The sequence below is a fragment of the Janthinobacterium sp. SUN128 genome (genome assembly GCF_030587275.1).
GTDB classification, from domain to species: domain Bacteria; phylum Pseudomonadota; class Gammaproteobacteria; order Burkholderiales; family Burkholderiaceae_D; genus Janthinobacterium; species Janthinobacterium lividum.
The window spans coordinates 432,397-458,297 of sequence record NZ_JAPWHY010000001.1; the positions used below are offsets into that span (position 1 = coordinate 432,397).

The window sequence follows — 25,901 nt, forward strand, 5'->3', positions numbered from 1 at the left end:
ACGATGCAATTGACGGAGTCACCCTATGACCATCGATATTAGCCAGTTTTTTCAGGTCTTTTTCGATGAGGCCGAAGAACTGCTGGCTGAAAAAGAACGGCTGCTGCTGGCCGTTGATATTGCGGCGCCCGACGCCGAAGACCTGAATGCCATTTTCCGCACTGCCCATTCGATCAAGGGCGGCGCATCGACGTTCGGCCTCTCCGACATGAGCGAGGTGACGCACATCCTCGAGTCGCTGCTCGACCGCATCCGCCAGGGCCAGATGGCCCTGACGGCGGAACACGTCGACGCCTTTTTGGCGGCCAAGGATATCCTCAAGATGCAGCTCGACGGCCATCGCCTGGGCAGCGCCGTCGACCAGGATGCCGTGGCCAATGTGCGCATGATGCTGCAGTCGTTTTCGCAGGACGTGCCCGTGGCCGCGCTCACGCCCGTCGCGCCGGCCTTCCATACGGCGGAAAAGGCCGCCGTCAGCCATGCCGGCGGCCATCGCATCCGCCTGGAACTGCCGGCAATGGAGCCGCGCGAAGTCGATGCGCTGGCGGCCGAACTGGGCTTGCTGGGCGACGTTGCCGTGTCGACCTTGCCCGACGCGCGCAAGGTGCTGGAAGTGACGACGCATGAAAGCCTGGACGATATCCTGGCCATCTGCTCGTTCGTGCTCAACCCGGACGACATGGTGATCACGCAGGCGCCGCCACTGGCGCCAGGCGAAGCCGATGCGGCCCGCGCGGCGCAGGAAAAAGCCCAGGGCTACGGCTTCTTCGACCCGCTGCCAGGCGCGCCTGGTGCGCAGGGTCAAGCCGATCCTGGCTATGGCTTCTTCCAGCCGCTCGAGGATATCCGCGCCGCCGCCGGCGTGCAGAGCGACGCCGAACAGGGCTATGGTTTCTTCCAGCCGCTCGAACAGATTCGCGCCGACGCGGCCAAGGCGGGCAACGCCGGCGCCGCCGCCACGCCGGCCGTGGCCAGCGCCGTGGCCGAAGCGGAGCAGGAAAAGAAACCGGCCAAGAAAGAGGGCGACAAGGCCGGCGCCGAATCGTCGTCGATCCGCGTCTCGATCGAGAAGGTCGACCAGCTGATCAACCTGGTGGGCGAACTGGTGATCACGCAGGCGATGATCGAGCAGCGCGCCAGCGCGCTCGATCCGATGCTGCATGAAAAGCTGCTCGACAGCGTCAGCCACCTGACGCGCAATACGCGCGACTTGCAGGAAGCGGTGATGTCGATCCGCATGATGCCGATGGATTTCGTCTTTTCGCGCTTCCCGCGCATGGTGCGCGACCTGGCGACGAAACTGGGCAAGAAGGTCGATTTCATCACGAACGGCGCCGCCACGGAACTGGACAAGGGCCTCATCGAGCGCATCGTCGACCCGCTCACGCACCTGGTGCGCAACAGCATCGACCATGGCGTGGAAATGCCGGCCGCCCGCGTGGCAGCCGGCAAGACCGAGGCGGGCCGTTTGTTCCTCTCGGCCAGCCACCAGGGCGGCAACATCATCATCGAAGTGTCCGATGACGGCGCGGGATTGAACCGCGAGCGCATCCTGGCCAAGGCCGCGCAGCAGGGCCTGGACGTATCCGAGACGATGAGCGACGCCGACGTGTGGCAGCTGATCTTCGCGCCCGGCTTTTCCACCGCCGAAGCGGTCACCGACGTGTCGGGCCGCGGCGTGGGCATGGATGTCGTCAAGCGCAATATCAGCGCCATGGGCGGCGTCGTCGACATCCGTTCGGCGAAGGGCTTCGGCACGACGATTTCCATCTCGCTGCCGCTGACCCTGGCCATCCTGGACGGCATGTCGATCAGAGTCGGCGACGAAGTGTATATCTTGCCGCTGGGCTTTGTCATCGAATCCCTGCAGCCGGCCGTTGAGGATATCAAGGACATCAGCGGTAAAGGCCAGGTGGTGAAGGTGCGCGGCGAATACCTGCCTTTGATTCCGCTGTACCAGATGTTCGACATCGCGCCGCGCTTTACCAGTCCCTCGGAAGGCATCTGCGTGATCCTCGAGACGGAAGGGCGCAAGGCGGCCCTGTTCGTCGACGACCTGGTGGGGCAACAGCAAGTCGTGGTGAAAAACCTCGAATCGAATTACCGCAAGGTGGTGGGCATTTCCGGCGCCACCATCCTGGGCGATGGCGGCGTGTCGCTGATTCTCGATGTCGCCGCCCTGATCCGTTCCTCTCGCCAGCTGGCCGACGAGTCCATTTTTTCGTAATACCGATAGATAAAGATAGGAAAACGCACCATGTCAGATACTCAACAAACATCCGGAAGCAATGCGGGCGACGGCAAGGACATCGCCGGCCGTGAATTCCTGGCCTTCACGCTGGGCTCCGAAGAGTACGGCATCGATATCCTGAAGGTCCAGGAAATCCGTGGTTACGAAGCGGTCACCCGCATCGCCAACGCGCCTGAATTCATCAAGGGCGTGATCAACCTGCGCGGCATCATCATTCCCGTGGTCGACATGCGCATCAAGTTCAACCTGGGCACGCCCGTGTACGACCAGTTCACGGTCGTGATCATCCTGAACATCGGCGGCCGCATCGTCGGCATGGTGGTCGACAGCGTTTCCGACGTCACCACCCTGACGCCGGAGCAGGTCAAGCCGGCGCCGGAAATGGGCACCGCCTTCTCGACCGACTACATGATCGGCCTGGGCACCATCGACGAGCGCATGCTGATCCTGGTCGATATCGACAAGCTGATGTCGAGCAGCGAGATGGGCCTGATCGACAAGCTGGCGGCGTAAACGGCCGCATGGCAGCAAGGCGGCGCCCGGTGCGCCGCCGTTTTGGCACGCAAAGAATCACTACAGATATGCATGTACCGGCGCGAGCAGAGGCGCGCCGGCAGGCTGCAAGGTCCGTCAGAGACCAGGCCACAACACGGCGCCGTCCGGTTGAACGGGCGCCGTTCACATAAATATTGGAGACTGTAATGAGTTTGCGCGATTTCAAGATAGGCACCCGGCTGGGGATAGGTTTTGGCAGCATCCTCGCCATCCTGGTGGTAGTGATCGTTTCGGCGAATGCACTGAATTACCGTAACAAGGCCCAGTTGCTCACGGGCCTGGAGCTGGCAAGCGAAAAGAATACGCAGGCATCGCTGATGAAAAGCGCGATGCTGGAAACCGGTATCGCCATGCGCAATATCGGCCTGCAGGGCGATGTGGGGCTGATGCAGGCGGAAGAGGGCAAGGTGCGCGAGCAGCGCAAGCTGTACGACGGCGCGCGCGGCAAGCTGTCCAGCCTGGGACTGTCCGAGGGCGAGAAGGCGCTGCTGGCCAATATCGCCAAGGTCGACGGCGATGTCGATGCGGCCTTCAAGGAAGCGATGGGACAGGTGCTGGCATTTAACAGCGAGGGCGCGGCGAAGGTGATTGCCACCCGCATCGACCCCTTGAACAAGACGACGCTGGCCGATATCAACAAGCTGCTCGACTTGCAGCACGTGGCGCAGCAAAGCTTCATGGACGACTCGCTGGCGGCCGATGCGCGCCTGATGACGGTACTGTTCATCCTGGGCGGCGCGGCGGTGGCGATCGGCGCCTGGTGCGCCATCTTCATCACGCGCTCGATCACGGTGCCGCTGTCTGGCGCACTGGCCGTGGCGCAGAAGGTCGCTGCCGGCGAGCTGACGTCGCGCGTGGTGGTCGAAGGCAAGGATGAAACGAGCGCGCTGCAGCAGGCGCTCAAGGACATGAACGAAAGCCTGGTGCAGACGGTCAGCGACGTGCGCAATGGGACGGACACCATCACCGTGGCGTCGCGCGAGATCGCCAGCGGCAATGCGGACCTGTCGGCGCGTACGGAAACGCAGGCCAGTTCGCTCGAAGAGACGGCATCGTCGATGGAAGAGCTGACGTCGACCGTGAAGCAGAACGCGGACAATGCGCGCCAGGCCAACCAGCTGGCCGTGTCGGCGTCGTCGGTGGCGGAGCAGGGCGGCAAGGTGGTGGCGCAAGTGGTCGATACCATGGGTTCCATCAAGGACAGTTCGCGCAAGATCGTCGACATTATCGGCGTCATCGACGGCATCGCGTTCCAGACGAATATCCTGGCATTGAATGCGGCCGTCGAAGCGGCGCGCGCAGGCGAGCAGGGACGCGGTTTTGCGGTGGTGGCGTCGGAAGTGCGCAATCTTGCGCAACGCTCGGCTGGCGCGGCGAAAGAGATCAAGGGCTTGATCGGCGACTCGGTCGACAAGGTCGATGCCGGCAGCCGCCTGGTGGACGAGGCGGGGCAGACCATGGGCCTGATCGTCACGTCGATCCGGCAGGTAGCCGACATCATGGGCGAGATCACGGCGGCAACGCAGGAACAGAGCCATGGCATCGAAGAGGTCAACCAGGCCATCGCGCAGATGGACCAGATGACGCAGCAAAACGCGGCGCTGGTCGAGGAGGCGGCGGCGGCGGCTGAAAGCATGCAGGACCAGGCGCAGAAACTGGCCGACGCCGTCAGCATTTTCAAGCTCGATGGCGAGAGCGCGGCGCAGGCGGCCATGCCCGTGCCCGCGCCAGTAGTCAAGGCGGCGCGGCCGGCGCCGAGCGTGGCGGCAACGACACGGCGGTTGGCAACGACGGCGCAAGCCGGCACGCCACCGCCCGCGAAAAAGCTGGCGGCGGCCGGCGGCGACGATTGGGAAGAGTTCTGACGCCAACCCGGTCCCGCTAGTTATACTTGCAAAGGCATTGGTCAGAGTAGTCATAGAGAGGTAAAAACAAAATGCCGCAAACTAAAACGGATTCGGTCAAGGAATTTGATTTCACTGGCAAGGACTTCGAACGGGTCCGCGCCATGATTTACAAGCGGGCCGGCATCGCGCTGGCCGACAGCAAGCAGGAGATGGTCTACAGCCGCCTGGCGCGGCGCCTGCGCGCGACCGGCATTTCCTCGTTCGTCCGTTACCTGGACGACCTGGAAGCTGGCCGCATGGGCGACGAGTGGGAAGCGTTCACGAATGCGCTGACGACCAACCTGACGTCGTTCTTCCGAGAGGCGCATCACTTCCCGCTGCTGGCCGAGCATGTGAAAAAACTGAGCGGGCCGATCACCATCTGGTGTTCGGCCAGTTCCACCGGCGAGGAGCCGTATTCGATCGCCATGACGGTGTGCGAGGCGTTCAATACGCTCACGCCGCCGGTCACCATCATCGCCACGGACATCGACACGAACGTGCTGGCCACGGCCGCCAATGGCGTCTACAACCTGGACCGGCTCGACAAGATGCCGGCCGACCGTGCGCGGCGCTTTTTCTTGCGCGGCAAGGGCGATCGCGAGGGACAGGTGCGGGTGCGCCCGGAACTGCGCCAGATGATCACTTTCAAGCCGCTCAACCTGCTGGCCGACAGCTGGCCATTGACAGGCCAGTTCGACGTCATCTTTTGCCGCAACGTGATGATTTATTTTGACAAGGCGACGCAGCGCAAGATCCTGTCGCGCTTTGTGCCGTTGATGAAGCCGGATGCCCTGCTGTTTGCCGGCCATTCGGAGAATTTCCTGTACGTGTCGGATTCATTGAAGCTGCGCGGTAAAACAGTCTATGAGCTCGATCAGCCTCGGGGCGCCGCGCCCAAGGCATCGTCGCATCGTACATGAGAGTGAAATATGAGCCTGGAATCCAAAGAGCAATTTGCCACTAACGTCTATTACGACAGGACGTTCAATTGTGACGCCGCCAAGATCTTGCCTGGTGAGTATTACTTTACCAACAAGGACATGCTGATCGTCACCGTGCTCGGCTCCTGCGTCTCGGCCTGCATCCGCGACCGCGTCACGGGCCTGGGCGGCATGAATCACTTCATGCTGCCCGATGGCGGCAGCGATCCGAATAGCCCGATTTCCGCGTCGATGCGCTATGGCACCTACGCCATGGAAATCCTGATCAACGATTTGCTGAAGGCCGGCGCGCGGCGCGAGAACATGGAAGCGAAAGTGTTCGGCGGCGGCGCCGTGCTGCGCGGCTTCACGGCGATCAACGTGGGTGAGCGCAATGCGGCCTTCGTCATCAATTACCTGAAGGCGGAAAAGATGCGCGTGGTGGCGGAAGACCTGAACGACATCCACCCACGCAAGGTGTATTTTTTCCCCCGCAGCGGCAAGGTGCTGGTGAAAAAGCTGATGCAGACGCATAACGATACGCTGGTACGCCGCGAACTCGATTACGCCAGCCGTTTGAAAGTTGCGCCGGTGGGCGGCGAGGTCGAACTGTTCTGATAACGCCAGACCAAGCCTGCTGCGCGTCGTGCTTTGCGGCCTGCGATGGTTTTGTCCGGTGTACTAATTTAATAAAGAATAAGGGCCGCAAGGCCTGGAAGGATAACTATGAAGATCAAAGTATTGATCGTGGATGATTCGGCGCTGATCCGCAGCGTGATGACGGAAATCGTGAACAGTCAGCCCGACATGGAAGTGGTGGGCGCGGCGCCCGATCCGCTGGTGGCACGCGAGATGATCAAGCAGACCAACCCCGACGTGCTGACCCTCGACGTCGAGATGCCGAAGATGGATGGCCTCGATTTCCTGGAAAAGCTGATGCGCTTGCGCCCGATGCCGGTATTGATGGTGTCGTCGCTGACCGAACGCGGTTCGGAAATCACCATGCGCGCGCTGGAACTGGGCGCCGTCGATTTCGTCACCAAGCCGAAGATCTCCATCCAGAGCGGCATGCGCGAGTACACGGACATGATCGCCGACAAGATCCGCGCCGCCTCGAAGGCGCGCATCCGCGCGCGCACCCTGCCGTCGGCCAGCGACAAGGTGGCTGCACCGCTGCCTGCGCTGCGCAGCCCATTGACGTCGAGTGAAAAGCTGATCATCGTGGGCGCGTCCACAGGCGGCACGGAAGCGATCCGCGAATTTCTCATGCAGATGCCTTCCGATTGCCCCGGCATCCTGATCACGCAGCACATGCCGGAAGGCTTTACGCGCTCGTTTGCGCGCCGCCTCGATTCGCTGTGCAAGATATCGGTGCAGGAAGCGGCAGGCGGCGAACGGGTACTGCCGGGCCACGCCTATATCGCGCCCGGCCATTCGCACCTGACCTTGACGCGCAGCGGCGCCAATTACATGACCAAGATCGACCAGGGCGAGCCGGTGAACCGCCACCGCCCGTCGGTCGATGTGCTGTTCCGTTCGGCCGCGCAATCGGCCGGTAAAAATGCCGTTGGCGTGATCCTCACCGGCATGGGCAAGGATGGCGCGCAAGGCATGTTGGAGATGAAGGCCGCAGGAGCGTATAATTTTGCGCAGGATGAAGCCAGTTGCGTGGTGTTCGGCATGCCGCGCGAGGCGATCGCTGTCGGTGCTACGCATGAGGTCGGTGCTTTGACGGCGTTGCCTGGCATGGTGCTGGGACACCTGGCTGCGCATGGCATGCGTGCTTTGCGCGTGTAAGCCACGTTTTATATGATCTGAGGCAAGTTTGTTCGCCTAAAAGCAACGAAAATGCTATCCTACAACTTGCTGCCGTAGTGTCGACCATAATGTCGGCATTCATGTCGATATTATTAACAAACCGCTACAGAAACAACGGAGTTATTCATGGCTGATCCAAAGATGAAATTTTTAGTCGTTGACGATTTTTCGACGATGCGCCGCATTGTCCGGAATCTGTTGAAGGAACTGGGTTATGCCAACGTCGATGAGGCGGAAGACGGCGTGATGGGCCTGGCCAAGCTGCGCGCGGAATCGTATGATTTCGTCGTTTCGGACTGGAACATGCCAAACATGGATGGCCTGACGATGCTGCAGCATATCCGCGCCGATCCGGCACTGGCCAAGCTGCCCGTGCTGATGGTGACCGCCGAAGCGAAAAAAGAAAACATCATCGCCGCCGCGCAAGCTGGCGCCAGCGGTTATGTTGTCAAGCCGTTCACGGCCGCGACCCTCGATGAAAAGCTGAACAAGATTTTCGAGAAGCTGGAAAAAGCCGGCGCTTAATCCAGGTTTGACCGTTATCAAAAAAAACGCTGCCAGTGCGAATTGGCAGCGTTTTTTTTGTCCGCAAAAAACTCAGACCAGACCGCCATTCGCGCGTAACGTTTGTCCATTCACCCAGCGGCCATCCGGTCCTGCCAGGAAAGCCACGGCGGCGGCGATGTCGTCCGGCGTACCCAGGCGTTCCAGGGGCGCCATCTTGCCCATGCGCTGTATCGTTTCTTCCGTCTTGCCGTTCAAGAACAGGGCAGTGGCCGTGGGGCCGGGGGCGACGGCATTGACGGTGATGTTCTTGCCGCGTAATTCCTTGGCAAAGATATTCGTCATCGTCTCGATGGCCGCCTTGGTGGCGCCGTAGACGGCATAGCCGGGCAGGGCCAGGCCAATCACGCTGGTGGAGAAGTTGACCACGCTGCCGCCGTGGCGCAAGCGCGTCGCCGCCTGGCGCATGGTGTTGAAGCTGCCCTTGACGTTGATGGCGAACAGGCTGTCGAAGGTGGCGTCGTCCGTGTCGGCCAGGGCCGGCAGCATGGGCGGCATGATGCCGGCGTTGTTGACCAGCACGTCGATGCCGCCATAGGCCGCTTCTGCCGCATCGAACAGCGCTTGCACCTCGCCCGCGTCAGCCACGTTGGCCTGGACGGCGATGGCGGCGCCGCCGCCGGCCACGATGGCCGCCACCAGCTCATCCGCCGCATCCTTGCCGCTGGCGTAATTGATGACGACCTGCATGCCGTCGCGTGCCAGGCGGCGGGCGATGGCCGCGCCGATGCCGCGCGAGGCACCTGTGACGATGGCGACCTTGGCGGGGGTGGATGTGGTGTTCATGGCTGCTCTCCTGTCGTGGTGGGAAGCCCGCATGCTGTCGCTGCGAGCCAGTGCAGCCATTGTGATCTTTATTAATTCATGGATAAAGATGGTGATGATAGTTTCAGTGTGCAAATTTCATTAACAATTGTTCTCGGCCAGGTTGATATGGACAGGCAAGATCCAGCCGAGCATAAGTCATTGCGCAAAGGAATGAAATATTTCCTAAAGTTAACTTTACACGTCAAATAATTTGGCCCATGATCGCTGCAGTATTCCACCTCTGTCCCCGACCCCGACAAGAAGGAGCGCACGATGCGCCGAGCACCCGTATTATTTTTTGCCCTGAGCACGGCCCTGTTGGCGGCCTGTGGCGTGAGCCTTGAACAAACCGCCGTTGCGCCTGTCGCGTCTGTCGAAATGCAGGAACCGGCCGCGCCCTTGCCTGTCGAAGCTGATGGCCGGCACGCATATCTGCACCGCGTGGGCGGCCATGATTATGTCAGCCTGAGCCAGAATGGCCCGGAGGGCGGCTTGCCGATACTCACGGGCACGCAGCGCCATGCGCGCGCCATCCGCCTGCTGGCGGCCGATCCGGCCCAGGTCCGGGCCATCCTGCGCAGCCTGAGGCTGCCTGCGCACCAGCGCAAGCTGTGGGCGGGAGAGGAAATCGTGCTCGATGCGGCCAGCTACGACATGTTGCAAGCGGCACGCGGCAGCAGCAAGCCGCTGTTTGCGGAACTCAAGCTGGTAGGGATGGATAAGTAAGAAAAAGCAACGGGGCCGAATGGCCCCGTCGAGGTGACGCTTGGAGATGGCGCTTAAATTTCCAGGTTGTCGATCAGGCGAGTCTGGCCCAGCTTGGCGGCAGCCAGCACCACCAGCGGTTCGCCGGCGGCCAGTTCGGCGGCGTTTGGCGCCTGCAGGTTGGCGCGCTTGCGCACGGCGATGTAGTCCGATTTCCAGCCGCGGCTGTTCAATAGCTGCATGCTGGCCTGTTCCAGTTCAGCGACGGCCAGGTTACCCTTGCGCACTTCCTCGGCGACGAAATTAAGGCCTTTGTACAGTTCCGGTGCTTCCGCCCGCTCGCTTTCCGACAGATACATATTGCGCGACGATAAGGCCAGGCCATCGTCTGCGCGGTAGGTTTCGGCGGCGATGATTTCCGTCGGCAGCGCGAACTGGCGCGCCATGTTACGGATGATCATCAGTTGCTGGTAATCCTTCTTGCCGAATACGGCCACGCGCGGACCCACGCACGAGAACAGCTTGGTGACGACCGTGCACACGCCTTCGAAGAAGCCGGGACGGAATTCGCCTTCCAGGGTATTGCCCAGGTCATCGGGCGGACGCACGCGGTATTCCTGCGGCTCCGGGTACAGTTCCTTTTCCGTCGGCGCGAACAGCACGTACACGCCTTCCTTTTCCAGCTTGGCGATGTCGGCCGCCATGGTGCGCGGATATTTCTCGAAGTCTTCGTTCGGGCCGAATTGCAGGCGGTTCACGAAGATCGAGGCGACGACGGGATCGCCATGCTTGCGCGCCAGGCGCATCAGCGACAGATGGCCTTCGTGCAGGTTGCCCATGGTGGGAACGAACGCCGTGCGCAGCTGTCCGCTGAGCTGGTCGCGCAATTCTTCGATGTCGGAAATAATTTTCATGGATTGCTTTCGCTAAAACCCCGTTGTACGGTGGTCAGTGACAAAGGGAAGGATATCAGGCGGGCGAATACGCCAGCCGGACGTAGATGGGGGCAAACGGTTCTGCCTGCGTGATTTCGATCAGGGTTTCCTTGGCCAGTTCCAGCAGGGCCACGAAGTTGACCACCACCACGGGCACGCCGCCGGCAATGTCGAACAGCTCGCTGAATTCGACGAAGCGCGACGATTGCAGGTGGCGCAGGATGCTCGACATGTGCTCGCGCACGGACAGTTCCTGGCGGCTGATGCGGTGATGCTGGGTCAGCTTGGCGCGTTTCAGCACGTCGAGCCACGCCTGCTGCAAGTCCACCGGTTCCACGTCGGGCCAGGTGGGCGTCAGGCTTTGCTCGATGAAAATCTGCGTGCGCACGAAATCGCGCTCGAACTGCGGGATGGCATTCAGATCGTAGGCGGCCAGCTTGATCTGCTCGTACTCGAGCAGGCGGCGCACCAGTTCGGCACGGGGGTCGCCGCCATCTTCCTCGACGTCGCTCTTGCGCGAAGGCAAGAGCATGCGCGACTTGATCTCGATCAGCATGGCCGCCATCAACAGGTATTCTGCGGCCAGTTCCAGGTTGCGCACGCGGATCTGGTCGACATATTTCAGATATTGCAGGGTTACCTGCGCCATCGGAATATCGAGAATGTTGAAGTTTTGCTTGCGGATCAGGTAGAGCAGCAAGTCGAGCGGGCCTTCGAAGGCTTCGAGGAAGATTTCCAGCGCGTCCGGCGGAATGTACAGATCCGTCGGCATGCGCATCATCGGCTCGCCATACAGGCGGGCGATGCCCAGCGGGTCGGCGGCGGGCGCCGCGTCCGTTACCTTTGTTGCAGGGGCGCCGCTGCCGTCGCCTTCAGCGACAGGTTGGGGCGACTCGATGACTGCGCCGGCGCCGGGAGCATCGGCTTCCGGCGTGACTGCAGACTCTTCAGGCAACATCGTGCCGGTTCCAGATCTTAGTTCTTGTTCTGGTAAACGTAAGCCTGTTGCTTGACGGCCGACGCCAGCTGGCGTTCCTGCTCATCGATGCTGACGGCCGGCTTGTCCCACAGCAGGGCGCGGCCCGCTTGCTGGCCCGCTTCCATGCCAGGGTTCTTGGCCTTCAGCTCAGCGATGAACAAGGTGTGGTCGGATACGTAGTTGTTGTGTTTTGCAGGCAGTTTCATATTCTCTTCTGAGTGTCTTATCGGTAAGGTCAGCCGGCCGTATTTTACCGCGCCGTGCCGCTTGGCGGGTTGTTGTATCGGCAAGTCCGGGGGCGAAATTGCTAAAAATCAATAACGCAACAAACGCCGCATCACCATCGGCGCCGGTTCGGCGGGGTTGGCGTGCGAATATTCCAGTTCTTCGGCCAAGTCGAATTCGAAGGCCGCATAAAAATCGATCAGCTTGCGCTGGTCGCGCCGCACGGCCAGGCGCAATTCCTCGGCCTGGCACGACAGGCCGTGATGAATGATGGCTTCCAGCAAGTGCTGCGAAACGTGGCTGCCCCGGTAGGCGGGCAGCACGCCCATGCGTGAAATCTTCCAGATGGCGGGGTCGCTGTCGAGCGGCATCCAGCGCAGCGAACCGGCGGGAATGTCGTCGATCAGCAACAGAAAGCCGCCGCCGTGGCGCAATTGCTCTTCCACCTGCTGCGCCGTCTCGTGGTGTCCACTGGACGAGGCGGCCACCTTGCCGGCCCACGCGGCGCGGGTCAGCTCGGCCATCAGCTGTGCATCGGCATTCGTTGCTTCGCGCACCACGATATTCATCATCGGTCCTTGTGGTGGCTTAACGGATGCGCATGCCAGGTTCGGCGCCTGGCCACGGGTTCAGGATGTAGATGCCCGGATTCGCCTTTTCGTCGGCGGCGGAGGCGGCCATGACCATGCCTTCCGAAATGCCGAACTTCATCTTGCGCGGCGCCAGATTGGCCACCAGCACCGTCAGCTTGCCGACCAGCTCTTCCGGCTGGTAAGCCGAACGGATGCCGGAGAAGACATTGCGCAAGCGGCCTTCGCCCGCGTCCAGGGTCAGGCGCAGCAGCTTGTCGGAGCCGTCCACCAGCTCGCAGTTGACGATCTTGGCGATGCGCAAGTCGACCTTGAGGAAGTCGTCGATCTTGATTTCGGGCGCAAGATCCTCGATGGCGGAGGCCGGTGTTTCAGCGACCGCTGCGGCGTCGTTCGCGGCGTCGCCAGCCGGTGCGGCAATGGCAGCGGCCGCTTGCGGCGCGTCAAACAGCGCTTCGATCATCTTCGCATCCATGCGCGTCATCAAGTGGCTGTAGGCGCCGATAGTACGGCCCAGCATGCTGTTCGAGACGGCGTCGCCGAACACTTGCGTATCGGCCCAGGTAAACTCGGCGTCGTTGAGGAACGAGGCCACGTTCTTGGCCACGCCCGGCAGGACCGGCGACAGCAGGATCGTCAGCTGGCGGAACAGGATCAGGGCCGTGGTGCACACGTCGTGCAGTTCGGCCGTCTTGTCCGCGTCCTTGGCCAGGATCCACGGTTTGTTTTCATCGACATACTGGTTGGTGATGTCGGCGATTTCCATGATCTCGCGCAAGGCCTTGCCGAATTCGCGGTTCTCGAAGTGTGCGGCGATACTGGCCTGGCGCTCGACGATGACGCCGTTGACGTCCACCGTCAGCGCGCGGTTGATCCAGCTTTGCGCGCCTTCCGACAGCGTCGATGCCAGCTTGCCGTCGAAACGCTTGGCGATGAAGCCGGCGCAGCGGCTGGCGATGTTCACGTATTTGCCGATCAGGTCGCTGTTCACGCGGGCCACGAAGTCGTCGCCGTTGAAGTCCAGGTCTTCCACTTTCGAGTTCAGCTTGAAGGCGATGTAGTAGCGCAGCCATTCCGGGTTCATGCCCAAGTCCAGGTAGCGCAGCGGCGAGATGCCCGTGCCGCGCGACTTCGACATCTTTTCGTTGTTGACCGTCAGGAAGCCATGAACATTGACTTTCAGTTTGTCGATCACCGGATGGCCGGCGAATTTCAGCATGGCGGGCCAGAACAGCAAATGGAAGGAAACGATGTCCTTGCCGATGAAGTGGATCTGTTCCGTGGCCGGGTCGTTCAAGAGGGCGTCAAAATCGAGGCCTTTCTTGTCGCAATAGTTTTTCAGGCTGGCCAGGTAGCCGACGGGCGCGTCCATCCACACATAGAAGAACTTGCCCGGCGCATCGGGAATCGGGATGCCGAAGTAAGGCGCATCGCGCGAGATATCCCAGTCGGCCAGCTTTTCGCCCGCTTCTCCCAGCCATTCGCTGACCTTGTTGACCATTTCAGGCTGCAAACGGCCTGGCGTGTTGAGCCAATCCTTGAGGAACTCGAAGCAGCGCGGGTCGGACAGCTTGAAGAAATACTGTTCCGACGGCTTCATCACGGGTGTCGCATTGGTAAACACGGAGAACGGGTTGACCAGGTCGGTCGGCTGGTAGGCCGCGCCGCACACTTCGCAATTGTCGCCGTACTGGTTCTTGGCGCCGCATTTCGGGCATTCGCCCTTGATGTTGCGGTCGGCCAGGAACATGCCCTTGACCGGATCGAAGAAGCGGTCGACGGTTTTCGTGACGATCAGGCCCGTATCGCGCAGTTTGCGGTAGATCGATTGCGACAGATCGACGTTTTCCGGCGAATCGGTCGAGTACCAGTTATCGAAGGCGATATGGAAGCCATCGAGGTACTGGGCGCGGCCGGCGGCGATATTGGCGACGAATTGCTGCGGCGTGATGCCTTCCTTTTCGGCGGCGATCATGATGGGCGTGCCATGCGTATCGTCGGCGCCCACAAAGTGCACTTCACGGCCGGCTGCGCCATCGCGTTGCATTCGCTGGAACCGGACCCAGATATCAGCCTGGATGTATTCCATGATGTGGCCAATGTGAAAAGCGGCGTTTGCGTAAGGCAGGGCAGTGGTGACGAACAGCTTGCGAGTCATGATTGATGCACTTTTGGGATGGATAATAGGACATTTTAACAGCGGAAAGGCAATATGAGCAGATGCAGCGCCGGCAAGTGCTGCTTTTGCCGCCATCGCGCCCTGCAAATTTGCGCTAGACTGCGCGTATTGCACATATGTAGTACACACGGAGATTTACATGAGCATCACAGTAGAAGACGTCAAGGCCGCGCTGGCCCAGGTTATTGATCCAAATACACATAAAGATTTCGTTTCCAGTAAAACAGTCAAGAATCTGAAGGTCGATGGCGATGACATTTCGCTCGACATCGAGCTGGGCTATCCGGCGAAAAGCCAGATCGACCTGATTCGCAAATCCGTGCTGGCCGCCCTGCGCGTGCTGCCGGGCGTAGGCAATGTCAGCGTGGGCGTGTCGTCGAAAATCATTTCGCACACGGTGCAGCGCGGCTTGAAGCCGATGAGCAACGTGAAAAACATCATTGCCGTCGCTTCCGGCAAGGGCGGTGTTGGCAAATCGACCACGGCCGTGAACCTGGCCCTGGCCCTGGCGGCCGAAGGCGCCACCGTCGGCATGCTGGACGCCGACATCTATGGCCCATCGCAACCGATGATGCTGGGCATCAGCGGCCAGCCGAAGACCCTGGACGGCAAGAGCATGGAGCCGATGGAAAACCACGGCCTGCAAGTGTCGTCGATCGGCTTCATGATCGATCCGGACGAACCGATGGTGTGGCGCGGCCCGATGGTCACGCAAGCCTTGCAGCAATTGCTGGACCAGACCAACTGGCGCGACCTCGATTACCTGATCGTCGACATGCCGCCGGGCACGGGCGACATCCAGCTGACCCTGTCGCAGAAAGTGCCCGTCACGGGCGCCGTCATCGTCACGACGCCGCAGGACATCGCGCTGCTGGACGCGCGCAAGGGCTTGAAAATGTTCGAGAAGGTCGGCATCCCGATCCTCGGCGTGGTGGAAAACATGAGCACGCACATCTGCTCGAACTGCGGCCATGCGGAAGAAATCTTCGGCGCCGGCGGCGGCGCGAAGATGTGCGCGGACTTCGGCGTGGAATTCCTCGGCGCCTTGCCGCTGACCATGGCGATTCGCCAGCAGACGGATTCGGGCACGCCCACCGTCGTGGCCGAGCCGGAAGGTCCCGTCGCCGTGATCTACAAGCAGATCGCCCGCACCATCGCCATCAAGGTGGCGGAAAAGGCGAAGGACATGACAAGTAAATTCCCGTCGATCGTCATCAAGAACGATTAAACGTCGGATGTGGCGCTCCCATGCGCCAGTGTCAGCAGGAATATGGTTTCATGCAGTCCGTGTTGTTATTAAACAAGAGGAGACATCATGCAATTGACCACCGTATTCCTGCGCCAGGCCGCAGCCGTGATCGCCGGCAGCCTGCTGGCCGCCAGCGCGTTTGCGCAATCCGTTTCGTTCGTCGAGCCAGTCGATGGCGCGACGGTGACGAGCCCGTTCAAGGTCAAGTTCGCCGTCAGCGGCATGGACGTCAAGCCGGCCGGCGACATGACGGCAAAGACGGGCCACCATCATTTGCTCATCAATATGGGGCCGATGAAGGCGGGCGAGATGATACCCATGGATGACAAGCATTTGCATTTCGGCAAAGGACAGACGGAAACGGACGTCACCTTGCCGCCGGGCCAGTACACCCTGACGATGCAGTTCGCCAATGGCGCGCACCAGTCGTATGGGCCGGAGTTGAGCAAAAGCATCAAGGTGACGGTCAAGTAAGTCCGGCATTTTCATCTGTTTCGGCAAAGGCCGGGTTCCAGCGATGGAGCCCGGCCTTTTTTATGGTATTGCTTTTTGTCATCATTGCGTCATATAGTCGGCGTATGCTGCCCGGTGGCCTAACTTTTGATGAGCGGATATGACGAAACATTTCTCCCTTTCCCGGCAACTGGCGCAGGCGCTGCTGCTGGTCGCTGGCGTGGCGGCGTGCCAGGCGCACGCGGCCAAGGCGGTTCCCAATACCGTGGCGCAGCCGAAGCTGGTGGTGGTGCTGGTGGTGGACGGTTTGCCGCAGGAGCAGGTGACGCGCTACCGCGACCAGTTCGGCCAGGGCGGTTTCCGCCGTCTGCTGGAGCAGGGCGCGTGGTTCAGCGATGCCCACCAGGCGCATGGCATCACGGTCACCGCCATCGGCCATTCAGCCGTGCTGTCGGGCACCTATCCGTATCAGCACGGCGTGATCGGCAATAACTGGATCGATCCCGTCACGAAAAAATCCGTGTATTGCACCGAAGATGGCAATTTCCATTACATCGGCGAAGACACGCAGCCCGATGATGGCACGGCGCCGACGAAACTGCGCGTGAGCACCCTGGGCGACGAGCTGCGCTATTCCACGGGCGACCAGGCCAAGGTCGTCACCGTGTCGGGCAAGGACCGGGGCGCCATCCTGCTGGCCGGGAAAACGGGCACGGCCTATATGTACATGGAAAAGACGGGCAATTTCGCCAGCAGCACCTATTACATGCAGCAGCATCCGCAATGGGTGCAGCGCTACCAGGCTGCCAAACCGCAGGACCGCTACTATGGCAAGAGCTGGACGCCGCTGCTGGCCGATTCGGCCTATGCGCGGGACGCCCGTGATGACCTTGTGGCGGCCAAGCCGGGCACGCGCAACACCTTCCCGTTCGCCTACTACAGCGACAGCGGCAAGCTCGATGGCGAGTACTACAGCCGCTTGAAGTCCGGCCCCTTCCTCGATGAACTGACCCTGGAATTCGCGCGTGCCGCCATCGATGGCGAGAACCTGGGCCGCAACCCGGCCGGCGTGCCCGATATCCTCGGCGTGAGCCTGTCCGCGCACGATTATGTGAATCACGCCTACGGCCCGGAAAGCAAGATGTCGCACGACCACCTGCAGCGCCTGGACCGCATGCTGGCCGGCTTCTTTGCCGACCTCGATAAAAAAGTCGGCATGGATAATGTGCTGGTGGTGCTGACGGCCGACCATGGCTTTGCCAACGTGCCGGAATTTGCCGAAACGCGCGGCTTCTCGGCCAAGCGCATCGATGGCGCCAAACTGGTCGATGGCTTGAACCGGCACCTGGCGACAAACCTGGGCATCGATAAGCTGGTGACGGCGTCGTCGCTGCCGAATATCTACCTCGATTACGCGCTGGCGGAAAAGAGCGGCGTCAATCGCGCCGCCCTGGAAGACGCGGCGGCCCGCTTCCTGCTGCAGCAGGACGGCCTGGCGCAAGTCTACACGCGCACGCAGATGGAAACGGGAGCCGTCGCCACGCGCATGGACACCCTGATGCGCCGCGCCTGGAACCGCCAGCTGTCGGGCGACCTGATGGTCGTCACAAAGCCGGCCTGGTACTTCGGCAAGGGCAGCGGCGGCACTTCGCACGGCACGCCGTACACCTATGACACCAACGTGCCGCTGATGGTCTTCGGCCCCCGCTGGATCAAGCCGGGCGCCTACGGCGAGTACGCGGAAGTGGTCGACATCGCGCCGACCCTGGCCCATCTGCTGCGCATACGCCAGCCATCGGCGTCGGAAGGGCGGGTTTTGACGGAAGCGGTGCGGTAGGTCGGATTAGCGGCGAAGCCGCGTAATCCGACAACATCGTTGGTCAAGCCGCTTACAGCAGCCAGTCGATCGGCAGCACCGACAGAATCGCCACCCCCATGCGCTTCCACACGCTGGTGCCCGGCTCCGTGTCGTAGCGCGTGGTGGCGCCGCTGGCGTCGCGCGCGATCCAGTACAGCGCACCGTCGTCGCCAAGCAGCACCTGGTAGGCGCGCTGCGGGATCGTGGTGCGCATGGCTTGCCCCAGCTGGCTGGCCAGCGCGGGGCTGTCGATGACGAGGCCCATTTCCGTGTTCAATTCGATCGAGCGCGGATCGAAGTTGAACGAGCCGACAAAGATGCGCCTATCATCGACGGCAAAGGTCTTTGCATGCAGGCTCGATGCGGAGCTGCCGAAGCGGCCCGGCTGTTCGCGCGCATCGCCCCGTTCCCACGAACGGCGCGACTCGTACAGCAGCACGCCTGCTTCCAGCAGCGGCTTTCTCCACTTCGCATAGCCGGCATGCACGGCCGCCACGTCGGTCGCTTCCAGCGCATTCGTCAGGATGCGCACGCCCACGCCTTTTCTTGCCAGGTCGGCGAAGGCTTGCGTGCCCGATTTGCCGGGCACGAAATACGGCGACACCAGGTCCACTTCCTTTTCCGGCACACCCAGCAGGTTTTGCAGGTTGTCCGCCACGCCCGTGCCTGGCCGGGCCTTGTCCAGCACCTTGGCCGGGTCGTCGCTGACCATGCGCGTCTTGGCCCATTCGAAGGGCAGGGTGCGTTCCATCATCTGCTTGACGAAGGGCGAGGTGCGCAGCGCCTGCACGTATTCCTCGGCCGCCTTGGTATCGTCGATGCGGTCCGCTTCGGCGGCGATGGTGGCCGCGTCGCCCTCGACAGGGCTGGTCAGCAGCAGTCTGGCCGGGTAGGCAGAGGCGCTGTTCCAGTAGCGGTCGAAATCCTGCGACACGTCGTCGACGACGGGGCCGATGGCCAGCACGTCAAGGTCGGCAAACAGCACATCGCCGGCCGCGCCAAAATATTCATCGCCCACATTGCGTCCGCCGACGATGGTGGCCTGGTTATCGGCCGTGAACGATTTGTTGTGCATGCGCCGGTTGAGGCGGGAAAAATCCGCGGCAAAGGCCAGTGCGCGCGGCGCGCGGGGAATGAATGGGTTGAACAGGCGGATCTCCAGATTCTGCTGCTTGCCCAGCATGCTCAAGGTCTGGTCCAGGCCCGCCGTGTTGTTATCGTCGAGCAGCAGGCGCACGCGCACGCCCCGCTCCGCTGCCTGGCGCAGGGCGTCGAACAGCAGTGTGCCCGTGATGTCCTTGTGCCAGATGTAGTACTGCACGTCCAGGCTGCGCTGGGCGGCGGCGGCCAGCAGGGCGCGCGCGGCAAAGGCGTCGCGCCCATCGACCAGCGGATAAATGCCGGACACGCCCGGATGCTGCGCCGCCATGGGCGCAATGGCCGTGGCCAGCTGGGTATGTGCCGTATCGGTGATGACGCTGGAGGGAGTGCGGCTCTCCAGCGAAGGCAGTGAAGCGCAGCCAGCGAGGATGGTGGACAGCAGCAGGGGCAGCAGCAGCCGGGTGGCGCTGCGGAAGGGAAGTGCTTGGGCGGGCATGGCGGGCTTTCATCGAGTTGCCCTGATGTTAGCAGATGCGCATGCCCGCACGCGGCGCGGTTTTAGAGTTGTTCCAGCGCGATCAGCTCGGCCACCGTCTGGCGGCGGCGGATCAAGCGGGATTGTTCTCCGTCGACCAGGTATTCCGCCGCATGGGGGCGGCTGTTGTAGTTCGACGACATCGACGCGCCATACGCGCCCGCGCCCTCGAACACGACGTAGTCGCCTACCTGCGCTGCCGGCAGCTGCCGGGTTTCCACCACGCCGCCATCGCGCTGGGTAAACACATCGCCCGATTCGCACAGGGGGCCGCCGACGACGGTGGCGTGCTGCGCGTCCAGCGCGCGGCCGTCATGCGCGATCACCGACATTTCATGGTAGCTGCCGTACATGGCCGGGCGCATCAGTTCATTGAAGCCCGTATCGAGCAAGGTGAAATGGTTGCCGCCCATTTGCTTGGTGGCGCGTACTTCGGCCACCAGCAAGCCCGCGTCGGCCACGAGGAAGCGGCCCGGTTCGATTTCCAGGTGCACGCGATGGCCCAGGTGCGCCTCGATCTGCTTGCGCGCCGCATCCCACAGCTGGAAGTAGTGGTCCGTGTCGACGGGCTGCTCGCCTTCGCGGTAGGGCACGGACAGGCCGCCGCCCGTGGAAATGGCTTCGATATCGTGGCCCATGTTTTTGACCAGATCGACCATGGTGCCGCAGACGGTTTCCAGGTGGCTGTAGTCGACGCCCGAGCCGATGTGCATGTGCAGGCCCACCAGGTGCAGGCCATGCGCGCGGATGACGGCCAGCGCCTCCGGCAGCTCTTCATGCCAGATGCCGTGCTTGCTGTTTTCGCCGCCCGTATTGGTCTTGTTGCTGTGGCCATGGCCATAGCCTGGATTGATGCGCAGCCAGACGCGGTGGCCGGGCGACACGGGACCCAGCTGGCGCAGCATGTCGACGGAGCCGCAATTGACTTCGATCTTCGCCGCCGCCACGCGCGCCAGGGTGGCGCGGTCGAACAGGTCGCAGGTAAAGACCACGCCGGCGGCGCCGTTCGTTTGCGCCGGTGTAAAGCCTGCCTGCAGCGCGCGCTCGATCTCGCCCAGCGACACGGCGTCCACGTGCACGCCCGCTTCGCGCATCAAGGTCAGCAGATGGATGTTCGAATTGGCCTTTTGCGCGAAGCGCACGGTGTCGAACTGCGCCAGCTGCGCCACGCGCGCGCGGATGGTGGCCGCGTCATACACCCACAGGGGGGTGCCGTGTTCCTGGGCGAGTTGGGCGAGGGTGGCGTCTGGCACTGGTTTCATGGTGTGGTCTTTGTCATTTGATGGGTGGCGTCGGATTACGCGGGCTTTGCCCGCTAATCCGACCTACGATGCTGGCCATGATGCGGGTTTTCTTTGTAAACATAAAATATCTATTTAGGCCTACCTTATTCATTTATGATATGGCCATGACTATCTCCCTGCGCCATATCGAAGTCTTCCGCGCCATCATGACGACGGGCAGCGTGACGGCCGCCGCCGCCATGCTGCATACGTCGCAGCCCACCGTCAGCCGCGAACTGGCGCGCCTCGAGCATTTGACGGGCTTGATCCTGTTCGAGCGCGAGCGGGGGCGGCTGCGTCCCACGGCCCAGGCGCTGCAGCTGTTCGAGGAAGTGCAGCGCGCATATTTCGGCCTCGAGCGCATCGTCAGCACGGCGGCGGCCCTGCGCCAGTTCGACCAGGGACAGTTGTCGATCGCCTGCCTGCCCGTGTTTTCCCAGTCGCTGCTGCCGCAGGCGTGCAAGCGCTTCGTCGCCGATTTTCCCAAAGTGAGCATCAGCATCACGCCGCAGGAGTCGCCGCTGCTGGAAGAGTGGCTGTCGGCGCAGCGGCACGATATCGGCCTGACGGAAGTGGGCAATGCGCCGCCGGGCACCGCGCTCGACACCCTGATGTCCGTCGATGAAGTGTGCGTGCTGCCGGACGGCCATGCGCTCGCCAGCAAGAGCGTGCTGCAGCCGGCGGACTTCGCGGGCCAGCCTTTCATCAGCCTGGCCGCCGTCGACCCCTACCGCCAGCAGATCGACGCCATCTTCGCGCAGGCGGGCGTGGAGCGGCGCATGGCGCTCGACACGCACAGCGCCGCCTCCGTGTGCGCGATGGTGCGCGAAGGCGTGGGCCTGGCCATCGTCAATCCGCTCACGGCCCTCGATTATGCGGGGCAGGGCTTGCAGATCCGCCGCTTCGCCGTGTCCCTGCCGTTCACGGTGAATCTCGTGAAGCCTTTGCACCGGCCCCTGTCGCAACTTGTCGCCCTGTTCGAGCAGGCGTTGCATGCGCAGGCGGACGAAGTGAAAAGGCGGCTGCTGCAGCTGTGACGGTGCTTGTGGAGCGGCGGCGGTCAACAGAGTAAAATGGCGTTTTACTTATTCAGGCCTGATTACTTCGATGACCACAACCGCTACTCCCGTCCGTACCCGTTTCGCTCCCAGCCCGACCGGCTATCTGCACCTGGGCGGCGCCCGCACCGCTTTGTACAGCTGGGCGTATGCCCGCCACTTCGGCGGCACTTTCGTGCTGCGCATCGAAGACACGGACGTGGAGCGTTCCACGCCGGAAGCCGTGCAAGCCATCATCGAAGGCATGAAGTGGCTGGGCCTGGACCACGACGAGGGCCCGTTCTACCAGATGCAGCGCATGGACCGCTACCGCGAAGTGGTGGCACAGATGCTGGCCGAAGGTACTGCATATCACTGCTACTCGTCGCCGGAAGAAGTCGAAGCGATGCGCGAGCGCATGCGCGCCGCCGGCGAAAAGCCGCGCTACGACGGCACCTGGCGTCCGGAACCGGGCAAAACCCTGCCGGCCGTGCCTGCCGACCGCAAGCCCGTCGTACGCTTCAAGAATCCGCTCGATGGCGACGTGACGTGGGATGACGTGGTCAAGGGCACGATCACGATTTCGAACCGCGAACTGGACGACCTTGTGATCGCCCGCCCGGACGGCACGCCGACGTACAACTTCTGCGTGGCCGTCGACGATTGGGACATGCAGATCACGCACGTGATCCGCGGCGACGACCATGTCAACAACACCCCGCGCCAGATCAACATCCTGCGCGCCATCGGCGCACCGCTGCCCCTGTACGGCCACCTGCCGATGATCCTGGGTGCGGACGGCGAAAAGCTGTCGAAGCGCCATGGCGCCGTCAGCGTGATGGATTACCCGGCGCAAGGCTTCCTGCCGGAAGCGATGCTGAACTACCTGGCGCGCCTGGGCTGGAGCCATGGCGACGATGAAGTGTTCTCGACCGAGCAGTTCTGCGAGTGGTTCAACCTGAACCATCTGTCGAAATCGGCGGCCCAGTTCAACAATGAAAAACTGGCCTGGTTGAACAACCACTATATCAAGCAGGCCGACAACACGCGTCTGGCCGACCTGGCGCGCCCGCAAATGGCCGCCGCCGGTGCCGTCTTCGAAGGCGCGCCGGACCTGGCGCAAGTGCTGGGCATGATGAAAGAGCGCGCCAACACGGTCAATGAACTGGCTGTCGCCTCGATGCTGTTCTTCCGCGAACCGCAGCCGGAAGCGGAACTGGTCGCGCAGCACATCACGGATACCATCAAGCCCGTGCTGGCGCAGTTTGCCGAGCGTATCGCCACGGTGGAGTGGAGCAAGGAAGCCGTCGCCGCCATGATCAAGGAAGTGCTGGCCGCGAACACCATCAAGATGCCGCTGCTGGCCATGCCTTTGCGTCTGATCCTGACGGGCCAGTTGCAGACCCCGGCCATCGACCAGGTAGTGGTGATGTTCGGCCGCGACACCGTGCTCGCGCGCCTGGCAAAGTGGTTGTAAGCATCGCGATTAAATCGTCGTAAAAGAGAGTGCGGAAACCGCCCCTATGAAAAGTTGCTCATAGACGAAAAAGGGTATTTGCAGAGTGAAACTTCTTTGCTATACTCTTGTTTCTGCACCAACGGGGGTATAGCTCAGCTGGGAGAGCGCTTGCATGGCATGCAAGAGGTCAGCGGTTCGATCCCGCTTACCTCCACCAGCAGCAAAATCGCAGTCAGGTTTTGTTAGTCGTTGAAGTGGTGCAGTTGTTGTTTGGAAGTTCCGCGGTCCCCATCGTCTAGAGGCCTAGGACATCACCCTTTCACGGTGAGTACAGGGGTTCGAATCCCCTTGGGGACGCCAAGTAGTTGTGGTATAGTAGTGGCAGTTGTTTGTACTGATTGTTGTAAGTTCAGGCCCGTAAAAAGCGGAATCTGGATGGAAAGCAAGTAGTGGAACAAAGTCGCCAAGTGCGGCTTTTATTATTTCTGCGCCCGGGGGGTATAGCTCAGCTGGGAGAGCGCTTGCATGGCATGCAAGAGGTCAGCGGTTCGATCCCGCTTACCTCCACCAACAGCGCAGAAGTAAGGTGGTAAAACTGTAGTGCCGAGGTCCCCATCGTCTAGAGGCCTAGGACATCACCCTTTCACGGTGAGTACAGGGGTTCGAATCCCCTTGGGGACGCCAGTTCAGTCTGGTGTTGTAGTTGTAAAGAAGTAGCAGTGTTTCTGCGCCCGGGGGGTATAGCTCAGCTGGGAGAGCGCTTGCATGGCATGCAAGAGGTCAGCGGTTCGATCCCGCTTACCTCCACCAACAGCGCAGAAACTGGTAGGTAAGGTAGTGAATAAATCAAAGTCGCCTCGAGCGGCTTTTTTTATTTGTGCTGGCGGTTTCTTCGCTCGGGGGAATATGGCTAAGCTGTTAGTACGCTTGCATGGCATGCAAGAGGTCAGGGTTGGCTCCAGCTTACCTCCACCAACAGCGCAGAAACTGGTAGGTAAGGTAGTGAATAAATCAAAGTCGCCTCGAGCGGCTTTTTTTATTTCCGGAAATAGCATATAAGTCGCAAGATATTCAAAGTCGCCTCGGCGGCTTTTTTTGTGCCTATTGGTTGCATGGATATAACTGACAGTGATTTGCGGAGTGGTTACATTTGGCAGGCGGCTTGATTGCATCAAGCCTGCTGATAAAAAATGGACCATCACATTGAGGAGACAGGATGCACCGCGTATTTGCCAGTTTTTTTCTTGCCGCCGTTATGCACGTTCCCGTGCATGCGGAGGCGCCGCCTGCGGCGAAATTTGATCCCGGTGCGCTGAAGTTGCAAAAGGGCCCGTTCAATGACGTGCTGGTGCTCGGCTCGCCCCATTTGGCGCAATTGCCAAAATCGTTTGATCCGTCTCAATTGAGCTTGCTCAACGAGCGCCTGGCGGACTGGCGGCCGGATGCGATCGCGATCGAGGCGCTTTCCGGTTTGCAGTGTGCTTACCTGCGCGCCTATCCGCAGCGCTATGGCGATACGGTGAAAGTGTATTGCTATGACACTTCCGTCGCGCAGGCCGCCACGGGGCTCGATGTGGTCGCGGCCACGGCGCAGGCGGAGGGTTTGCTGGCCGCCTGGCCGGCGGCGCCGTCTGCCGCGCAGCGGCGTACATTGGCCTCCCTGTTCCTGGCCGGTGGCGAGCGCGCATCGGCGCTGGTGCAGTGGCTGCGCCTGCCTGTCGAGGAGCGGCGCGCCGGTGACGGCGTGAGCGAGCCCTTGGCCGCAAACCTCAATTCCCTGCTGATGCAGCGCAACGAGAGCTATCAGATCGCTGCCGTGCTGGCGGCGAAGAGCGGGCACGAGCGGGTGCATGGCATGGATGACCATACGTCCGATATGCCTGTTGACGATGAAAAGGCTTATGCCAAGGCGATCAGGGCGGCCTGGAATAACTCCTTTTCGGCCGAGCGCAAGCGCATCCATGCCGGGTTTGAGGAACAATTGACGACGCCTGCCGGTGTGCTGGCGATCTATCGCGCCTATAACGGACGCGCCGAGGCGGATCTGGCCTTCCGTGGCGATTTTGGCGCGGCGCTCGAAGAGCCTTCGCCGCAGCGGTATGGCCGCAACTACGTCGCCTCCTGGGAGGTGCGCAACTTGCGCATGGCGTCGAATATCCGCGAAATCATGGCGGCGCGCCCAGGCATGCGCGTGCTGGTCATCGTCGGCGCATCCCACAAGGGCTATCTGGAGGCGTATCTGAACCAGATGCATGATGTGCGCATCACCAGTACGGACGATATCTTGCGCTAAGGAGTGCTTTTGCCGCGCCGGGAGGTTGGCGCGGTTTTTCCTGCATGCCTGGCGTGCTGTTGCTTTGCATATCTTCCTGCCATCATCTTGTTTCCATAGGGAAGGGGGATGCAAAAAGGTGGAAAATAAGAAGGCCAGCAGTTGATTTCGTGAATCGCTTCGTGTTAAACTTCGCGCACGCTTTTTTGAGGGGCTAAGCAAAGCCTTCAACGAAGA

Annotated in this window: 22 protein-coding genes and 5 tRNA genes; 19 read left to right on the forward strand and 8 right to left on the reverse strand. The window is 61.5% G+C overall.

Translation table 11 applies throughout. The annotated features are described in order from the left end of the window. Positions 1-25: 25 nt before the first annotated feature. From cheA to cheY, 7 genes are all read left to right on the forward strand, one after another. Entirely contained in the window at positions 26-2,227 is a 2,202-nt protein-coding gene (cheA, locus tag O3297_RS02110) for a chemotaxis protein CheA (protein ID WP_305047616.1), read from the forward strand. 30 nt (positions 2,228-2,257) lie between these two features. Beyond that, positions 2,258-2,764, forward strand: a complete 507-nt coding sequence (locus O3297_RS02115) for a chemotaxis protein CheW (RefSeq protein WP_034758356.1) — start codon at positions 2,258-2,260, stop codon at positions 2,762-2,764. Between the two features lie 188 nt (positions 2,765-2,952). Beyond that, positions 2,953-4,671 (forward strand): methyl-accepting chemotaxis protein, encoded by a 1,719-nt coding sequence (locus O3297_RS02120; RefSeq protein WP_305047617.1) that lies wholly within the window; start codon positions 2,953-2,955, stop codon positions 4,669-4,671. Positions 4,672-4,742: 71 nt separating this feature from the next. Continuing rightward, the gene (locus O3297_RS02125) at positions 4,743-5,615 is read left to right on the forward strand and encodes a CheR family methyltransferase (protein WP_034778025.1); all 873 of its coding nucleotides are present in this window, start codon (positions 4,743-4,745) and stop codon (positions 5,613-5,615) included. Between the two features lie 9 nt (positions 5,616-5,624). After that, entirely contained in the window at positions 5,625-6,233 is a 609-nt protein-coding gene (gene cheD, locus O3297_RS02130) for a chemoreceptor glutamine deamidase CheD (protein ID WP_034758343.1), read from the forward strand. A 108-nt stretch (positions 6,234-6,341) separates the two neighbouring features. Further along, a complete protein-coding gene (locus O3297_RS02135) occupies positions 6,342-7,412 on the forward strand; it encodes a chemotaxis response regulator protein-glutamate methylesterase (protein WP_034778028.1) in 1,071 nt (356 codons plus the stop codon). Between the two features lie 147 nt (positions 7,413-7,559). Next, on the forward strand, positions 7,560-7,958 hold the full coding sequence (cheY, locus tag O3297_RS02140) for a chemotaxis response regulator CheY (protein WP_010396677.1): 399 nt from the start codon (positions 7,560-7,562) through the stop codon (positions 7,956-7,958). Positions 7,959-8,030: 72 nt separating this feature from the next. On the opposite strand, the gene O3297_RS02145 is transcribed toward cheY, so the two are convergent. Continuing rightward, positions 8,031-8,783: an SDR family oxidoreductase gene (locus O3297_RS02145; RefSeq protein WP_305047618.1), complete on the reverse strand. Its 753-nt coding sequence runs from the start codon at positions 8,781-8,783 to the stop codon at positions 8,031-8,033. A 294-nt stretch (positions 8,784-9,077) separates the two neighbouring features. Here O3297_RS02145 and O3297_RS02150 point away from each other — a divergent pair, with 294 nt between their 5' ends. After that, complete coding sequence (locus tag O3297_RS02150; RefSeq protein WP_305047619.1) at positions 9,078-9,530, forward strand: hypothetical protein; 453 nt, start codon at positions 9,078-9,080, stop codon at positions 9,528-9,530. Positions 9,531-9,583: 53 nt separating this feature from the next. Here O3297_RS02150 and panC read toward each other — a convergent pair whose 3' ends face one another. The 5 genes from panC to metG form a co-directional block, all read right to left on the reverse strand. Then, positions 9,584-10,423: a pantoate--beta-alanine ligase gene (gene panC / locus O3297_RS02155; protein ID WP_305047620.1), complete on the reverse strand. Its 840-nt coding sequence runs from the start codon at positions 10,421-10,423 to the stop codon at positions 9,584-9,586. 55 nt (positions 10,424-10,478) lie between these two features. Beyond that, on the reverse strand, positions 10,479-11,402 hold the full coding sequence (locus tag O3297_RS02160; protein WP_305047621.1) for a ScpA family protein: 924 nt from the start codon (positions 11,400-11,402) through the stop codon (positions 10,479-10,481). Between the two features lie 17 nt (positions 11,403-11,419). Beyond that, the gene (locus O3297_RS02165; RefSeq protein ID WP_034778041.1) at positions 11,420-11,629 is read right to left on the reverse strand and encodes a DUF3460 family protein; all 210 of its coding nucleotides are present in this window, start codon (positions 11,627-11,629) and stop codon (positions 11,420-11,422) included. Between the two features lie 108 nt (positions 11,630-11,737). After that, the gene (locus O3297_RS02170) at positions 11,738-12,217 is read right to left on the reverse strand and encodes a GNAT family N-acetyltransferase (RefSeq protein WP_034778216.1); all 480 of its coding nucleotides are present in this window, start codon (positions 12,215-12,217) and stop codon (positions 11,738-11,740) included. Between the two features lie 19 nt (positions 12,218-12,236). Beyond that, positions 12,237-14,396: a methionine--tRNA ligase gene (gene metG, locus O3297_RS02175; RefSeq protein WP_099393082.1), complete on the reverse strand. Its 2,160-nt coding sequence runs from the start codon at positions 14,394-14,396 to the stop codon at positions 12,237-12,239. 160 nt (positions 14,397-14,556) lie between these two features. Between metG and apbC the strand changes: the two genes are divergently transcribed. The 3 genes from apbC to O3297_RS02190 all read left to right on the forward strand — a co-directional run bounded on the left by apbC (position 14,557) and on the right by O3297_RS02190 (position 17,956). Then, positions 14,557-15,645, forward strand: coding sequence for an iron-sulfur cluster carrier protein ApbC (apbC, locus tag O3297_RS02180; RefSeq protein ID WP_034758315.1), 1,089 nt, complete (start codon positions 14,557-14,559; stop codon positions 15,643-15,645). Between the two features lie 87 nt (positions 15,646-15,732). Continuing rightward, positions 15,733-16,140, forward strand: coding sequence for a DUF4399 domain-containing protein (locus O3297_RS02185; RefSeq protein ID WP_034778045.1), 408 nt, complete (start codon positions 15,733-15,735; stop codon positions 16,138-16,140). Positions 16,141-16,279: 139 nt separating this feature from the next. Then, positions 16,280-17,956 carry an alkaline phosphatase family protein gene (locus tag O3297_RS02190; protein WP_305047622.1) on the forward strand — a complete coding sequence of 559 codons (1,677 nt, stop codon included), beginning with the start codon at positions 16,280-16,282 and terminating at the stop codon, positions 17,954-17,956. 52 nt (positions 17,957-18,008) lie between these two features. Here the strand turns inward: O3297_RS02190 and O3297_RS02195 are convergent, their stop codons facing one another. Both O3297_RS02195 and lysA read right to left on the reverse strand, forming a co-directional pair. Then, positions 18,009-19,574, reverse strand: coding sequence for a phospholipase D family protein (locus O3297_RS02195; protein ID WP_305047623.1), 1,566 nt, complete (start codon positions 19,572-19,574; stop codon positions 18,009-18,011). A 62-nt stretch (positions 19,575-19,636) separates the two neighbouring features. Next, complete coding sequence (gene lysA / locus O3297_RS02200; protein ID WP_305047624.1) at positions 19,637-20,875, reverse strand: diaminopimelate decarboxylase; 1,239 nt, start codon at positions 20,873-20,875, stop codon at positions 19,637-19,639. A 146-nt stretch (positions 20,876-21,021) separates the two neighbouring features. Here lysA and O3297_RS02205 point away from each other — a divergent pair, with 146 nt between their 5' ends. The 8 genes from O3297_RS02205 (at position 21,022) to O3297_RS02240 (ending at position 25,685) form a co-directional block, all read left to right on the forward strand. Next, the gene (locus tag O3297_RS02205) at positions 21,022-21,933 is read left to right on the forward strand and encodes a LysR family transcriptional regulator (protein ID WP_305047625.1); all 912 of its coding nucleotides are present in this window, start codon (positions 21,022-21,024) and stop codon (positions 21,931-21,933) included. Positions 21,934-22,003: 70 nt separating this feature from the next. Next, positions 22,004-23,410: a glutamate--tRNA ligase gene (gene gltX, locus O3297_RS02210; protein ID WP_305047626.1), complete on the forward strand. Its 1,407-nt coding sequence runs from the start codon at positions 22,004-22,006 to the stop codon at positions 23,408-23,410. Positions 23,411-23,533: 123 nt separating this feature from the next. Continuing rightward, positions 23,534-23,609 (forward strand) — tRNA-Ala (locus O3297_RS02215). A 67-nt stretch (positions 23,610-23,676) separates the two neighbouring features. Continuing rightward, positions 23,677-23,752 (forward strand) — tRNA-Glu (locus O3297_RS02220). A gap of 134 nt (positions 23,753-23,886) precedes the next feature. After that, positions 23,887-23,962 (forward strand) — tRNA-Ala (locus O3297_RS02225). Positions 23,963-24,000: 38 nt separating this feature from the next. Then, positions 24,001-24,076, forward strand: a tRNA-Glu gene (locus O3297_RS02230). A 50-nt stretch (positions 24,077-24,126) separates the two neighbouring features. Beyond that, positions 24,127-24,202: transfer RNA gene (locus tag O3297_RS02235), tRNA-Ala, on the forward strand. Between the two features lie 406 nt (positions 24,203-24,608). Continuing rightward, positions 24,609-25,685 (forward strand): DUF5694 domain-containing protein, encoded by a 1,077-nt coding sequence (locus O3297_RS02240; protein ID WP_305047627.1) that lies wholly within the window; start codon positions 24,609-24,611, stop codon positions 25,683-25,685. Positions 25,686-25,901 lie beyond the last annotated feature (216 nt).